Raw genomic sequence first — 12,672 nt, 5'->3', positions numbered from 1 at the left:
CGCGCGGATCAGCGTACGTCGAACGGGCGGAATTGGATGCTGATGCGGGGCCCGACCGGCTTGCTCGTCTTGGGGATCGCGTGCTCCCAGGTTCGCTGGGCGGAGCCGCCCATGACGATCAGGTCGCCGTGGCCGAGGGTATGCCGGATCGACGCGCCACCGCCGACCGGCCGCATCGCGAAGGTGCGCGGCTGTCCGATGGAGACGATGGCGACCATCGTGTCGTGCGTGCTCGAGCGACCGATGCGATCGCCGTGCCAGGCGACCGAGTCGCGGCCGTCCCGGTAGAGGCACATGCCGGCCGTGGTGAACGGCTCGCCGAGCTCGTCGGCATAGTGCGCCGACAACGCCGAACGGGCTTGTGTCAGCACCGGATCGGGCAGTGTCTCCCGCTCGTCGTAGAAGCGCAGCAGCCGTGGCGTGTCGACCTCCCGGTCGTACATCTGCCGCCGCTCGGCGCGCCAGTCCACGCCGGCGCTGCCGCCGAGGGTCAGCCGGGCGAACAGTTCGTCGGCGCCCGTCAGCCACCCGGGCCGCAGGTCGACCCAAGCGCCCCGGGTCAGCGGCACCCGACGGATCGCGCCTTCCAGCGGTCGCAGGCCGACCTCGTCGACCTGGTCCAGCAGCGAACCCTGCAACGACATACCCATGCAGTCACACTAACCACTGCTTCGAACAAATGTCTAGGAAGTGGCGTCGAGCACCGCCCGCGCCGCGTGATAGCCACCCAGCCCGCTCACCCCGCCGCCACGACGAGATCCTGCCCCGGCCAGGAGGATCCGCGGGTCGGATGTGGCGACGCCCCAGCGTTGGGCGGGCGTCTCCAGCGGTTCGTCGTCGCTCGCCCACGGCCAGGACAGCGGTCCGTGGAAGATGTTGCCGCCCGGCATACGCAGCGTCTCCTGCAGGTCGCGGGTGGTCTTCGTCTCGACGCACGGGTCGCCGTTGCCGTCCGTCATCAGCACGTCGTCGATCGGCTCCGCGAGCACGCTGGACAGCGAGTCGAGCACGGCCCGCTGCAGTCTCTCGCGCTCCTCGTCGCCGCCTTGGATCAGTCGGTCCGGCGTCTGCAGTGAGAAGACCGTGAGCGTCTGCGCACCGGACTCCTGGAGCGCGGGGGACAGGATGGTCGGGTCGGTGAGCGAGTGGCAGTAGATCTCTGCCGGCATCGGGGCCGGCAGCTGACCGGAAAGCGCTTGCTGATAAGCGGTTTCGAGCCCCGAATAGGTTTCGTTGATGTGGAACGTGCCGCCGAAGGCGGCGCTGGGATCCGCGCCGGTGTCACGCAGTTTCGGCAACCGCCGCAGCAGCAGGTTGACCTTCACCTGGGCGCCCTCCGCCGGCCCCGGCGCCGTGCCGAGCAGCTCGTCAAGGACAGCCGGCGCGGCGGCCCACAGCACGGTGCCGGCGTCCGCGACCTGCTCGGCGTCGCCGTCCCGCCACCGGACGGTGCCGTCCTCGACACCGGTCACCTCGCAGCCGGTGCGCAACGTGGCTCCGGCCGCACGGGCGGCCTGCTCGAGCGCGCCGGAGACCTGGCCCATGCCGCCGACCGGCACGTCCCAGTCGCCGGTGCCGCCGCCGATGACGTGGTAGAGGAAGCAGATGTTCTGCTGCAGATCGGCGTCCTGCGCACTCGCGAAGGTCGAGATGAGCCCGTCGGTGAGGATGACGCCGCGCACCAGGTCGCTGCGGACGCTCGCCTCGATGGCTTCGCCGAGCGGACGCTCGAGGAAGTCGCGAACGATCGCCTCGTCCCCGACGGCATCGACCACCTCGGAGCGGCGCAGCAGCGGCTCGGTCACCGTGGGCCAGAGGGTCTGAGCCAGCCGGCCGGCGCGTGCGTAGAAGTCGTCCCATCCGGCCAGGTCGTCCGCCGCGCCGATGGCTGCGAACGAGGCGGCGGTGGCTGCCGGGTCACCGTGATCGATGAGCAGCCCCTGGTCGCCACCCGGCACCGGCGTGTATGACGCGAACCGCCTGCGCTTCAAAGAGATCCGCAGGCCGAGGTCGTCGATGATCTGCTGTGGCAACAGGCTGACCAGGTAGGAGTAGCGCGACAGCCGTGCGCCGGTCCCGGGGAACGCCTCGGCCGAAACCGAGGCGCCACCCAGCTGATCCTGGCGCTCCAGCAGCAGCACCGACTTCCCTGCCTTGGCCAGGTAGGCGGCGGCGGTGAGGCCGTTGTGGCCGCCGCCGACGACGATGACGTCATACCGAGTGCGAGACATGCAGGCAGCCTAGGGCCGGCGCCGCGCGCCTGCGGACGGTGTGGGCGCCATCAGCGACAATGGACCGGTCATGGCCACTTATCGCGACGTCGGCATCGTGCTGCGCACCCACAAGCTCGGCGAGACCGACCGCATCGTCACCATGCTCACCCGCGGACGTGGCGAGGTGCGCGCGGTGGCCAAGGGCGTGCGCCGCACCAAGTCGAAGTTCGGCGCGCGACTCGAGCCTGGCATGATCGTGGATCTGCAGTGTTACGAAGGCCGTTCGCTCGACACGGTCACCCAGGCCGAGATCATCGCGCCGTATGGCGAGCGGCTGGTCCATGACTACGGTGCCTTCACCGCCGCGACCGCGATGCTGGAGACCGCCGAGCGGTTGATCGAGGAGAAGGAGGCCGTGCCGCACCAGTTCAACCTGCTGGCGGGCGGTCTGGCTTCCCTGGCACACCGCGAGCACGAACCCGGGCTGGTGCTCGACTCCTACTTGCTCCGCGCCGTCGCGATTGCCGGCTGGGCGCCCAGCTTCGTGGACTGTGCGGGCTGTGGCGCGACCGGACCACACCGCGCGTTCAACCTCGCGTCCGGCGGCGCGGTCTGTTATTCGTGCCGCACGCCGGGCAGTTCGGCACCGCACCCGGAGACCTTCGTGCTGCTGGCCGCCCTGCTCACCGGTGAGTGGCCGGTCGCCGACGCGAGCACACCCGGTGCCCGCAAGGAGGCCAGCGGGCTGGTCGCGGCCTACGTGCAGTGGCACCTGGAACGCGGCGTGAGATCGTTGCGACTCGTGGACCGGACCCCGAGCATGGACAGCACCCGATGAGCCCGGTGCAACCCTTCGGACACCCGAGCGGCGCGAAGCCGCCCGTCATACCCGCTCAGCTGGTGCCGCAGCACATCGCGATGGTGATGGACGGCAACGGCCGGTGGGCCAACCAGCGCGGCCTGCCGCGCACCAAGGGCCACGAGGCGGGGGAGGCGCAGCTGATCGACGTCATCGCCGGCTGCATCGAAGCGGGCGTGAAAAACCTGTCGGCATACATGTTCTCGACCGAGAACTGGCGCCGCTCACCCGACGAGGTGCGCTTCCTTATGGGCTTCAACCGCGACGTCATCCGGCGGCGCGTGGACCTGCTGCACTCGTGGGGTGTGCGCTGCCGCTGGTCGGGGCAGCGGCCGCGGCTGTGGCGTTCGGTGCTCAAGGAGCTGCAGCGGGCCGAGGAGATCACTGCCGGCAACACCGTGATGACGCTGCAGATGTGCGTCAACTACGGGGGCCGGGCGGAGATAGCCGACGCCACCCGGCGGATCGCCGAGCAGGTGCAGGCCGGCAAGCTGAAGCCATCGGCGATCAACGAGAAGACGATCGCGCGCAACCTCACCTGGCCGGACATGCCCGACGTCGACCTCTTCGTGCGGTCCTCCGGCGAGCAGCGCACCAGCAACTTCATGCTCTGGCAGTCGGCGTATGCCGAACTCGTCTTCCTCGACACCCTCTGGCCGGACTTCGACCGGCTGGACCTGTGGCGCGCCATCCAGCTGTATGCCGCGCGCGACCGGCGCTTCGGCGGTGCCGTCGACGCAGCCAGCGGTTGACGCGAGCTGTCTGGCCTATGCCGGACGGGCGCCATACCTCCCGTCTGGCATAGGGAGAACCGTCAGCGCTGAGCGGAGCACTCCGCGCAGACGCCGAAGATCTCGACGGTGTGCTCCACGTCGGTGAAGCCGTGCTCGGAGCTGACGGCCGCCGCCCAGCGTTCGACCTGCGGGCCTTCCACCTCCACAGCGCGACCGCACGAACGGCACACCAGATGGTGGTGGTGGCCGGTGCTGCACCGGCGGTAGATCGCCTCACCGTCCGGTGCGCGCAGCACGTCGACCTCGCCGTCGGAGGCCATGTTCTGCAGGATCCGGTAAACCGTTGCAAGACCGACGGATTCGCCGCTGTCCTTGAGCGAGGAGTGCAGCTCCTGCGCGGAGACGAAGTCGGTCTGGTCGCGCAGTTGCTCGGCCACGGCGACCTGCTGGCGGGTCGTACGGCGGACGGGCTGCTTCGCGCTCACCGTCGTCACATCCCGGTGCTGACGATCGCCAGCGCGACGGCGAGCAGCAGCACCGAGCAGCGCATCATCCGCTCCGGTGGCTGGATGCGCGGCCAGGCGAGGTAGAGCAGCCAGGCGACGAGCAGCGCGCACAGGCCGAAGCACACCGTGCCGACCACGCCGCGGAAGACGACGCCGATCACCAGCATCAACAGAACGACCAGAGCGGGCATGGCACGCGGTGCGCGGGCGATCCGCTGCAACCACGGGTCACTGGCGTGCTCGACGCGCACACGGAACGGTGACGCGCTGACGGACGGGCGAGAAGGAGCTGACATCGCCTCCAGGATATCCGCCGCCCGGGACGGCCCATGACCGATGTCATGGGCGGAACATGATCGTCGGCAGGGACGTGGCACGGCGCGCTCCGGCAGAGTCATCGGCATGATGAGGACACAGGAGCAGGGGCGGCCGATCGGCATCGACCCGCAGGGGGCGCCGGCGATCGAACTCGTCGGCCTGGAAAAGCGTTTCGGTTCGGTGCACGCCGTCCGTGGCATCGAGCTGACCGTCGAGCAGGGCGAGATCGTGGCCTTCCTCGGCCCGAACGGCGCCGGCAAGACGACCACCATCGACATGATGCTCGGTCTCTCCACGCCGACCGCGGGCGTCGCCCGGGTCTTCGGCATGGAGCCGCGTGCCGCGGTCGGGCGCGGCCTCGTGGCGGCCGTCATGCAGACCGGCGGCCTGCTGAGGGACCTGACCGTGCGCGAGACCGTCGACCTCACCGCGAGCCTCTTCGTGCAGACCCGATCCATTGAGGAGTGTCTCGAGCGCGCCGGCATCGCCGGCATCGGGGACCGCAAGGTGCAGAAGTGCTCCGGCGGCCAGCAGCAGCGGCTGCGGTTCGCCATGGCACTGGTCTCGGACCCGGCGCTGGTCGTGCTCGACGAGCCGACCACCGGCATGGACGTCACCGGTCGCCGCGACTTCTGGTCCGCGATCCGCCAGGACGCGCAGCGCGGCCGCACCGTCCTCTTCGCGACGCACTACCTGGAAGAGGCCGATCAGTACGCCGACCGGATCATTCTGGTCCGCAAGGGCCGGATCGTCGCCGACGGCACCGGCGCGCAGATCAAGTCGATGGCCACCGGACGCACCGTGCGGGCAACCATGACCGGCCTCAGTGATCGAGAGCTGTCCGCCATACCGGGTGTCGACTCCGTTGAGTTGCAAGGTGACTCGGTGACCCTGCACTCCAAGGACAGTGACGCCGTGGCCCGCTATCTCTTCGCCAACACCAACGCCCGGGATGTGGAGATCACCGCCCGCGGCCTCGAAGACGCCTTCCTCGCCCTGACCGGCGACGAGAGTGCTGACAGGCGCGTGAGGATCGAGGAACGAGGCCCGGAGCGCGCCATGGAAGCACGACAGACACCTGACGAGCAGGGAGCCTGACATGACCGACTTCATCGCACCCCGTGCCCTCCCCGTCGACGAGCGGATCGACCTGGAGCGCCGCGTCCCGGCGCACGGCGGGTTCAACAGCCGGCTGCTGCGCATCGAGCTGCTCCGGGTGGTGCGCAACAAACGGACAATGATCTTCACCATCGCTCTTCCGGTGGCCTTCTACCTGGCGTTCGGGATGTCGCAGCCGGCCCAGTGGAAGGGGCTGGACTTCAACGCCAAGGCGTACGAGATGATCAGCTTCGCGCTGTATGGCGCCATGGCCGCCTCCTGTGCCATCGGAGCGACGGTGGCGGTCGAACGAGCCCAGGGCTGGAGCCGGCAGCTGCGACTGACGCCGTTGTCCGGCCCGGCATACATCGCGGTGAAGGTGCTGACCGCGATGGTGGCCGCCGCGCTGCCGGTCGTCCTGGTCTTCGCGATCGGCAGCTTCACCGGGGGGTCGATGACTGCCGGGGCATGGCTGACCGCGCTGGCCCTGACCTGGGTCTGCGGCAGCGTGTTCGCCTCCCTCGGTCTGTTCGTGGGCTACCTCGTCCCCTCCGAGAACGCCATGCAGATCCTCGGGCCGGGAATTTCGTTGCTGGCCTTCGCCGGTGGCATCTTCTACCCGCTGGCGGCGATGAGCGACACGATGCAGACGGTCGCGTCGTTCACCCCGATGTGGGGACTGTCCCAGATCGCCCGCTACCCACTGCTCGGCGGATCGTTCGACGTGATGTGGCTGGTGAGCGGGGTCGTCTGGATCGGGCTGTTCGCCGCCGGCGCGGTATGGCGGTTCAGCCGCGACACCAACCGCGTCTGATACGGCCCCTGGCAGACTGAACCGCGATGAAGAAGAACATGTGGCAGCCGACCCCGAGGCGATCCTCGGGGTTGGTCGCTGCCTTCGACCACGACACCGAGGAGTCGCGCGGCAACCGATTCCTGATGCTCTTCTGGTCGGGCATCTGGCTGTTCTGGATGCTGCAGCCCTTCATCGACTCGGTCGAGCGGATCAACACGCCCCGTGGAATCGCCGGGGTGGTGGTCGTGCCCGTCTTCTGTGTCGTCTATCTCTGGCACTTCTACGAGTGCCGGGCGATGTTCTTCCGGCTGGCCTATCCGACCGAGGTTCGGCCCGGGGGGCGCGACCTGCTCCGTTATGCGCTGCTCGGTGTCCTGGCGGTCGCGTGCGTCCTCGCGGTCGGTCAATCCGGCTTCACGGCCGCGATCTTCTTCGCACTCTCCGGCCTGTGGACGCTCCGGCTCCGCCTCGGCTGGCTGGTCGTCATCGCCGTCGGCATCCTCTACCCGGTGCTGTGGCCAGTGCTGGGCTGGCGGTCCGATCCGAGCACCTTCATCGGGCTGGGTTTCGGTGCCGTCGCCATCTCGGTCGGTATGACGGCCGGCCGGCGCCAGCACCAGCTGCGCGAGTCACGCCGGGTCAACGCCGAACTCATGGTGCAGCAGGAGCGCAACCGGATGGCGCGCGACCTGCACGACATCCTGGGCCACTCGCTGACCGTGATCACGGTGAAGGCCGAACTCGCCGGCCGGCTGCTGGACGCCGGTGCCGACGAGCGCGCCCGTGCCGAGGTGGGAGACCTGGAGCGGCTGTCGCGGACCGCACTCGCGGACGTGCGCCGCGCCGTCGAGGGCTATCGCGAGATCTCCTTGTCGGGTGAACTGGCCCGGGCCAAAGAGGCGCTCGCCGCGGCCGGCATCACCGCGAAGACACCGACCGCGCTCGACCAGGTGCCCGCCGACCTGGTGGAGCCGTTCGCCTGGACCGTCCGCGAGTGCGTCACCAACGTGCTGCGGCACAGTCACGCGTCGACGTGCACCATCACCGTCACTCCGATGTCCCTCACCGTCGCCGACGACGGCGTGGGCCTGGGGGGCGCGCACGGCAGTGGCAACGGCCTCGCCGGGTTGCGTGAGCGGGCGTCGGCGGCAGGTGCGGTGGTCATCACCCGGGCGGTCGAGCCGCACGGCTTCTCGGTGACGGTCACCGCGCGAACGGACGGACAATCGGGCGGGGACATCGCTGATGTCACCGCGGCAGCGGTGCGTCATACCACTGGGCACGCGTCGGGGGAGGCACTTGCATGAGCACCCCACGAAGTTTCTCCCCCGCTTCGCTCCTCCGAATACTTCGCGGGGACCCCGCATGACGATCAGGGTGATGCTCGCCGACGACCAGGCGCTGGTGCGCGGTGCGCTCGCGGCATTGCTGGAGCTCGAGACCGACCTCACCGTCGTGAGCGAGGTGGGCGACGGCGACCAGGTGGTCGCCGCGGCGATCGAGACCGAGCCCGACGTCGTGCTGATGGACGTGGAGATGCCCGGGAAGGACGGCATCACGGCCACCGCCGAGCTGCGCAAGGCCGTGCCCGGCGCCAAGGTGCTGATCGTCACGACGTTCGGCCGGCCCGGCTATCTGCGCCGGGGATTGCAAGCCGGCGCAGCGGGATTCGTGGTCAAGGACACGCCGGCCCGCGAACTCGCCGACGCCGTGCGACGGGTGCATCAGGGGTTGCGTGTGGTCGATCCGGCGCTCGCGACCGACAGCCTGATCGCGGGCGATTCGCCGCTCACCGCTCGGGAGACCGACGTGCTGCGCGCTGCTCGCGGAGGTGGCACCGTCGCCGACATCGCCGGCGCGCTCTTCCTGTCCGAGGGCACCGTCCGCAACCACTTGTCGGCGGTCATCGGCAAGACCGGTGCCCGCACCCGAGCCGAGGCCGCGCAGATCGCCGAGACTAACGGGTGGCTGTGATCGGCCAGCCGGTGATCCGTTTGGGACGCGGCGGGGCGTAGGTGCGGACCTTCGAGGTGCGCAGGCCGAGGCGGACGAGGCCTTCGGCGACGGTGACCGCGGCCGCCACGCCGTCGACCACGGGGACACCGGTGCGCTCCCGGACCTGCGCTTCCAGGTCCGCCATACCGCCACAGCCGAGGCAGATCACCTCGGCGCGGTCCTGGGCAACCGCGAGCTCACACTCGCGGACGATGGCCTCGACGGCTCGCTCCGGCTCGGATTCGAGGTCGAGCACGGACATCCCCGACGAGCGGACGGAAGCAAGCCGGCGGTCCAGCCCGGCGAGCACCAACCGGTCCTCGATGAGCGGGACGGTCCGGTCCAGCGTGGTCACGACGCTGTACTTGTGGCCCAGGAACTGCGCGGTCGACGCGGCGGCCTCGGTGATGTCGACCACCGGGACATCGAGCAGCTCCTGCAGACCCTCGCGACCGTGCTCGCCATACCCGGCCTGTATGACGGCGTCGTACTCGCCGTCATACGTCACGACCCGGTCCATGACGGCAACCGCCGCGAGATAGCTCTCCAGGTTGCCCTCGCACGACTCCGCGCCGAACTGCGGGGTGAGGGCGATGATCTCGGTGCTGGGCGAGGCAGCGGCCTGCGCCGCCTGACCGATCGACTTGGTCATCGTGTCGGTCGTGTTGACATTGACCACAAGGATTTTCATCGGTCAGGCCTCCTCGGCGCGTTCCACCAGCGGCTGCACGGCGTCGCCGGGCACGACGATGACGGGGATGGGCGACTCGTGCACGATGCGCATGCCGGTGGACCCGAGGAAGACCCGTTGGCCGGGGCCCATGTCACTGGAGCCGACGACGAGGACATCACCGGTGTCCCACTCCACGTGCTCGATGGCGTCCGCCCAGTCCTCCCCGAACCCGACGACGGTCTCGGCGATCCGGGGGGCGTGGGGCAGACTCTCGACCTCGGTCAGCGCGGCTGCGCCGCTCTCCCGGATTTGCGAGGTCACCTTCTCGCGCAGCCGGTTCTCCGCCTCGAGGTCGGTGGTCGCATGGCGGGGCTGTAGCGAGAACGACGCCAGCCGCAATTCCGCACCCGTCTCGCCGCAGATCCCGGCGGCCGCGAGGACCAGGCCGGACTTGCCGGCGACGCCGCCGTAGGCCGCGTTGACGCGCACCACCCGGTCCTGCGGCTTGGTGCGAAAACCTCGGGGGGCCAAGGCGATCGGCACCGGACTGGAGTGCACCAGGTGGTTCGCGACGCTGCCCAGGCTCACCCGGCCCAGGAGACCGTGCGAGGCGTTGCCGACGACGATCACCTCCGCCGACTCGAGCTCGGCGAGCTCGACGAGGCCACTGGGCACCGACCGGGCGTCATGGATCAGAAAATCGGCCTCGACATCGCCGGGGACGTCGCGTCTCGCCTCGTCCAGCTGACCGGCCAGTTGCTGGCGCAGCAGGCTGTTGTACTGGAAGTCGACGCGCGCGACCGTCGGTGCCGACGGCGTCTCCATCACCATGGTGACCAGCAGGCGCGAGCGGGTGGAGCGAGCGAGGAAGGCACCCAGTCGCAGCGCCTCGAGGCCGGCGACACCGGGCTGGTAGGCAACGATCGTGGTCATGTCGGGGTCTCTCTTTCGAGGTCAGTGGTGCGCCTGGACGGCGATCGCTTCGCCGTCGACGTCACGGAAGGTGCGGGATCGGTCGGCGACCACCAGGTAGAGCACGAAGCCGATGCCCGCGGCGATGAACCAGGAGAACGGTGCGTAACTGCTCAGCGCGTGCAGGACGTGGATCTGCCCGGAGAACGCGAACGCGATGGAAATGAGGGCGGACGGGACGAGGGCGCCGACGGCGCGTCGGTTGACGCCGTTGCTGTAGTGGTAGTCGCCGTCCGGCTCGAGGGTGTAGAGGTCGGGCACGTTGACCTGCTGCTTGCGCAGCACCCAGTAGTCGGCCATCACGATCCCGAAGAGCGGGCCGAGCACTGCACCGAGACCGCCGAGGAAGTAGTTGATCACGGTCGGTGAGTTGTAGAGGTTCCACGGCAGGATGACGAAGCCGATGACACCGGAGATGATCGCCGACTTGCGGAAGTCGAGCTTCTTCGGGGCGATGTTGGTCAGGGCGTATGCCGGCGCGACGAAGTTCGCCATCAGATTGACGCCGACGGTGAGGATGACCAGCGCGAGGCAGGCCAGCACCAGGAACGGCGTGGCGAAGGTGTGGACCACGTCCTCCGGCCCGGCGATGACCTGCCCGTCCACGGTGAACCGGCCACCGGCAAGCAGCACGACGATGCAGCCGAAGAAGATCGTATTGACCGGGATGCCGGCGATGTTGCCGAGCACGATGGACCGCTTCGACTTGGCGCCACGGGTGAAGTCGCAGAAGTTCAGGACGAAGGTGCCGTAGATCGCGACCCAGCCGGACGCGCCGGCGAGGATCTCGTGCCACATGTCCCAGGCGTGCAGCGCCCAGGGCTTTCCGCCGAGGGTCGCCTTCGGTTGCCAGGTGATGTGGCCGTTGACCTGCACGACGGCCGCGATCGCCATCGCCAGGAAGGTGACCAGAATGATCGGTCCGGAGTAGGCCTCGAACTTGCGGACCATCTCGATGCCGTAGCAGGCGATGATCACCTGGATCACCCAGAGCACCGCGAAACAGATCCAGCCGAGGTAGTCCAGGCCCAGCAGGCTGTGCTCGGTCATCGGCTTCGCTCCCGGGAAGAGCGCGAGCACCAGGATGTTGCACACCAGCGAGGCCAGGTAGGTCTGGATGCCGAACCACGCGATCGCGACGCCGCCGCGGAACAACGCAGGAATGTGTGCGCCGCGGACACCGAAGCTGATCCGGCTCATCACCGGGAACGGCACGCCGACCTTGTAGCCGACGAAGCCGGAGATGGTGAGCAGCACGAGCAGGAACACCGAGCCGAAGCCCATCGCCAGCAGGATCTGCCAGGCGCCGAGACCGAGGGCGAACATCCCGATCGCGAACGTGTAATTGCCGAGGCTGTGCACGTCGTTGGCCCACAACGCGAAGATGTTGTAGGCGCTCCACGTGCGGCCCTCCTTCTTGGAGGGCGCGATGTCGTAGTTGTAGAGCCGGTGGTCGTACGCCGGCTGCAGGACGTCGGCGACGGCTGCGCCGTGCGGATCGTCATGAAGCGGGCTGGTGCATTCGGTGTTGGACATCGCGCCTCCTAAGCGTTGCTCAGGAACTTAGGAGCGCCGGTCCGGCCGCGAAATAGGTTGGGAGATATATCCGTCAGTCGGCAGATATATCTCCGTGGCTCTTGCGCGCGTCGTCGATGTATGCCGTCAGCCGGCCGTGGTGCGACCGGGCGGCCGCGCTCAACTGTGCACCGTCCCGCCGGAGAAACGCCTCGAGCATGCTGGTGTGATCGGCCTGCAACTCCGCGCGCTGGTCGGCGTCGAGCAGACTCATCGCCTGCGACGGTTCGGTCAGGTCGGCGACCAGACTCAGCATGTGCAGCAGCCGTGGCATCCCGCACGGCGCGAGCAGCGTCTCGTGGAACGAGCGGCTGAGGATCTGATAGCGGTGCACGTCGTCACGGTCGATCGCCTCGAGCAGTTCACGGTGGATTTCCGTTGCGTGGCGGTCGTTCTCGGGCGTTGCTGCCGCTGTCGCCGCCTCGATCGCCGCTGCCTCCAGAGCGCCGCGCACCAAATAGAGCTCGTGCAGCTCCGGACCGCTCAGCACAGTGACCGTGTAGCCGCCGCGTGGCTGGTGGCGGACCAGGCCTTCGCCGATGAGGGTCTTGAGTGCCTCGCGCACCGGGATCCGGCTGACCTGGAAGAAGGCGCCGATCTCGTCCACCGGCAGGCTGACCCCGGGACGGAGCTGCCCCGACACGATCACCCGCCGCAACTCGCTCAGCACATAGGGCCCGGTGGCGTAGCCGTCCGCCTTGCGCAGGTGTCCGATCCACGGACTCGCTTCGGTTGACATCAGAGCCAGTATCCCGCGCGTGGGGTGGATCGTCAGTGAATGAGGCCGTGCGTTCGTTCGAGTAGAGCGGAGGAGATGCTCCTATATCTGTCAAGCGGCGTTTTGGAGTGGTTGTTCGGCCGGGACTGGCAGGGTGACAGATTCGGTGAGGGCGTCGCGGATGAGGTGCTGGATGTGGCGTGCGAGGTAGCGTT

General features: G+C 68.7%; 14 protein-coding genes. 6 read left to right on the top strand and 8 right to left on the bottom strand.

Annotated features, from left to right (window positions below; all coding sequences use genetic code 11):
- Positions 1–8: 8 nt before the first annotated feature.
- The gene (locus ACN8HC_RS16080) at positions 9–650 is read right to left on the bottom strand and encodes an alpha-ketoglutarate-dependent dioxygenase AlkB (RefSeq protein ID WP_490075853.1); all 642 of its coding nucleotides are present in this window, start codon (positions 648–650) and stop codon (positions 9–11) included.
- A gap of 33 nt (positions 651–683) precedes the next feature.
- Positions 684–2,231 (bottom strand): phytoene desaturase family protein, encoded by a 1,548-nt coding sequence (locus ACN8HC_RS16075; protein ID WP_490075852.1) that lies wholly within the window; start codon positions 2,229–2,231, stop codon positions 684–686.
- Between the two features lie 70 nt (positions 2,232–2,301).
- Here ACN8HC_RS16075 and recO point away from each other — a divergent pair, with 70 nt between their 5' ends.
- Positions 2,302–3,051 (top strand): DNA repair protein RecO, encoded by a 750-nt coding sequence (recO, locus tag ACN8HC_RS16070; RefSeq protein WP_490075851.1) that lies wholly within the window; start codon positions 2,302–2,304, stop codon positions 3,049–3,051.
- Positions 3,048–3,824, top strand: coding sequence for an isoprenyl transferase (locus ACN8HC_RS16065; protein WP_490075850.1), 777 nt, complete (start codon positions 3,048–3,050; stop codon positions 3,822–3,824). Before recO ends, ACN8HC_RS16065 begins: the two co-directional genes overlap by 4 nt.
- A 62-nt stretch (positions 3,825–3,886) precedes the next feature.
- On the opposite strand, the gene ACN8HC_RS16060 is transcribed toward ACN8HC_RS16065, so the two are convergent.
- Both ACN8HC_RS16060 and ACN8HC_RS16055 read right to left on the bottom strand, forming a co-directional pair.
- On the bottom strand, positions 3,887–4,291 hold the full coding sequence (locus ACN8HC_RS16060; protein WP_490075849.1) for a Fur family transcriptional regulator: 405 nt from the start codon (positions 4,289–4,291) through the stop codon (positions 3,887–3,889).
- 5 nt (positions 4,292–4,296) lie between these two features.
- The gene (locus tag ACN8HC_RS16055) at positions 4,297–4,608 is read right to left on the bottom strand and encodes a DUF6703 family protein (RefSeq protein WP_490075848.1); all 312 of its coding nucleotides are present in this window, start codon (positions 4,606–4,608) and stop codon (positions 4,297–4,299) included.
- Between the two features lie 106 nt (positions 4,609–4,714).
- Between ACN8HC_RS16055 and ACN8HC_RS16050 the strand changes: the two genes are divergently transcribed.
- From ACN8HC_RS16050 to ACN8HC_RS16035, 4 genes are read left to right on the top strand one after another with little or no spacing between them, the layout of a single operon-like run.
- Positions 4,715–5,728, top strand: coding sequence for an ABC transporter ATP-binding protein (locus ACN8HC_RS16050; RefSeq protein WP_490075847.1), 1,014 nt, complete (start codon positions 4,715–4,717; stop codon positions 5,726–5,728).
- Between the two features lies 1 nt (position 5,729).
- Entirely contained in the window at positions 5,730–6,542 is an 813-nt protein-coding gene (locus tag ACN8HC_RS16045) for an ABC transporter permease (RefSeq protein WP_490075846.1), read from the top strand.
- A 26-nt stretch (positions 6,543–6,568) separates the two neighbouring features.
- Positions 6,569–7,831, top strand: a complete 1,263-nt coding sequence (locus ACN8HC_RS16040) for a sensor histidine kinase (protein ID WP_490075845.1) — start codon at positions 6,569–6,571, stop codon at positions 7,829–7,831.
- 58 nt (positions 7,832–7,889) lie between these two features.
- A complete protein-coding gene (locus ACN8HC_RS16035) occupies positions 7,890–8,498 on the top strand; it encodes a response regulator transcription factor (protein WP_490075844.1) in 609 nt (202 codons plus the stop codon).
- Here ACN8HC_RS16035 and ACN8HC_RS16030 read toward each other — a convergent pair.
- The 4 genes from ACN8HC_RS16030 to ACN8HC_RS16015 all read right to left on the bottom strand — a co-directional run bounded on the left by ACN8HC_RS16030 (position 8,482) and on the right by ACN8HC_RS16015 (position 12,478).
- A complete protein-coding gene (locus ACN8HC_RS16030) occupies positions 8,482–9,210 on the bottom strand; it encodes an aspartate/glutamate racemase family protein (RefSeq protein WP_490075843.1) in 729 nt (242 codons plus the stop codon). The two genes, ACN8HC_RS16035 and ACN8HC_RS16030, sit on opposite strands and share 17 nt — an antisense overlap.
- A gap of 3 nt (positions 9,211–9,213) precedes the next feature.
- Positions 9,214–10,125 carry a universal stress protein gene (locus tag ACN8HC_RS16025; protein WP_490075842.1) on the bottom strand — a complete coding sequence of 304 codons (912 nt, stop codon included), beginning with the start codon at positions 10,123–10,125 and terminating at the stop codon, positions 9,214–9,216.
- A gap of 21 nt (positions 10,126–10,146) precedes the next feature.
- Complete coding sequence (locus ACN8HC_RS16020) at positions 10,147–11,700, bottom strand: NCS1 family nucleobase:cation symporter-1 (RefSeq protein ID WP_490075841.1); 1,554 nt, start codon at positions 11,698–11,700, stop codon at positions 10,147–10,149.
- A 73-nt stretch (positions 11,701–11,773) separates the two neighbouring features.
- A complete protein-coding gene (locus tag ACN8HC_RS16015; protein WP_490075840.1) occupies positions 11,774–12,478 on the bottom strand; it encodes a GntR family transcriptional regulator in 705 nt (234 codons plus the stop codon).
- Between the last annotated feature and the right edge of the window lie 194 nt (positions 12,479–12,672).

This window comes from Flexivirga sp. YIM B11880, from assembly GCF_058148645.1.
The sequence above is the reverse complement of the archived record's forward strand: the minus strand, read 5'-3'. Positions and strand labels throughout refer to the sequence as shown.

Bases quoted from the DNA above. Each gene is read 5' to 3' on its own strand.
- ACN8HC_RS16075 (WP_490075852.1), bottom strand. From the start codon at position 2,231: ATGTCTCGCACTCGGTATGACGTCATCGTCGTCGGCGGCGGCCACAAC.
- ACN8HC_RS16065 (WP_490075850.1), top strand. From the start codon at position 3,048: ATGAGCCCGGTGCAACCCTTCGGACACCCGAGCGGCGCGAAGCCGCCC.
- ACN8HC_RS16020 (WP_490075841.1), bottom strand. From the start codon at position 11,700: ATGTCCAACACCGAATGCACCAGCCCGCTTCATGACGATCCGCACGGC.
- ACN8HC_RS16080 (WP_490075853.1), bottom strand. From the start codon at position 650: ATGGGTATGTCGTTGCAGGGTTCGCTGCTGGACCAGGTCGACGAGGTC.
- ACN8HC_RS16035 (WP_490075844.1), top strand. From the start codon at position 7,890: ATGACGATCAGGGTGATGCTCGCCGACGACCAGGCGCTGGTGCGCGGT.
- ACN8HC_RS16050 (WP_490075847.1), top strand. From the start codon at position 4,715: ATGATGAGGACACAGGAGCAGGGGCGGCCGATCGGCATCGACCCGCAG.
- ACN8HC_RS16025 (WP_490075842.1), bottom strand. From the start codon at position 10,125: ATGACCACGATCGTTGCCTACCAGCCCGGTGTCGCCGGCCTCGAGGCG.
- recO (WP_490075851.1), top strand. From the start codon at position 2,302: ATGGCCACTTATCGCGACGTCGGCATCGTGCTGCGCACCCACAAGCTC.
- ACN8HC_RS16030 (WP_490075843.1), bottom strand. From the start codon at position 9,210: ATGAAAATCCTTGTGGTCAATGTCAACACGACCGACACGATGACCAAG.
- ACN8HC_RS16045 (WP_490075846.1), top strand. From the start codon at position 5,730: ATGACCGACTTCATCGCACCCCGTGCCCTCCCCGTCGACGAGCGGATC.
- ACN8HC_RS16055 (WP_490075848.1), bottom strand. From the start codon at position 4,608: ATGTCAGCTCCTTCTCGCCCGTCCGTCAGCGCGTCACCGTTCCGTGTG.
- ACN8HC_RS16040 (WP_490075845.1), top strand. From the start codon at position 6,569: ATGAAGAAGAACATGTGGCAGCCGACCCCGAGGCGATCCTCGGGGTTG.
- ACN8HC_RS16015 (WP_490075840.1), bottom strand. From the start codon at position 12,478: ATGTCAACCGAAGCGAGTCCGTGGATCGGACACCTGCGCAAGGCGGAC.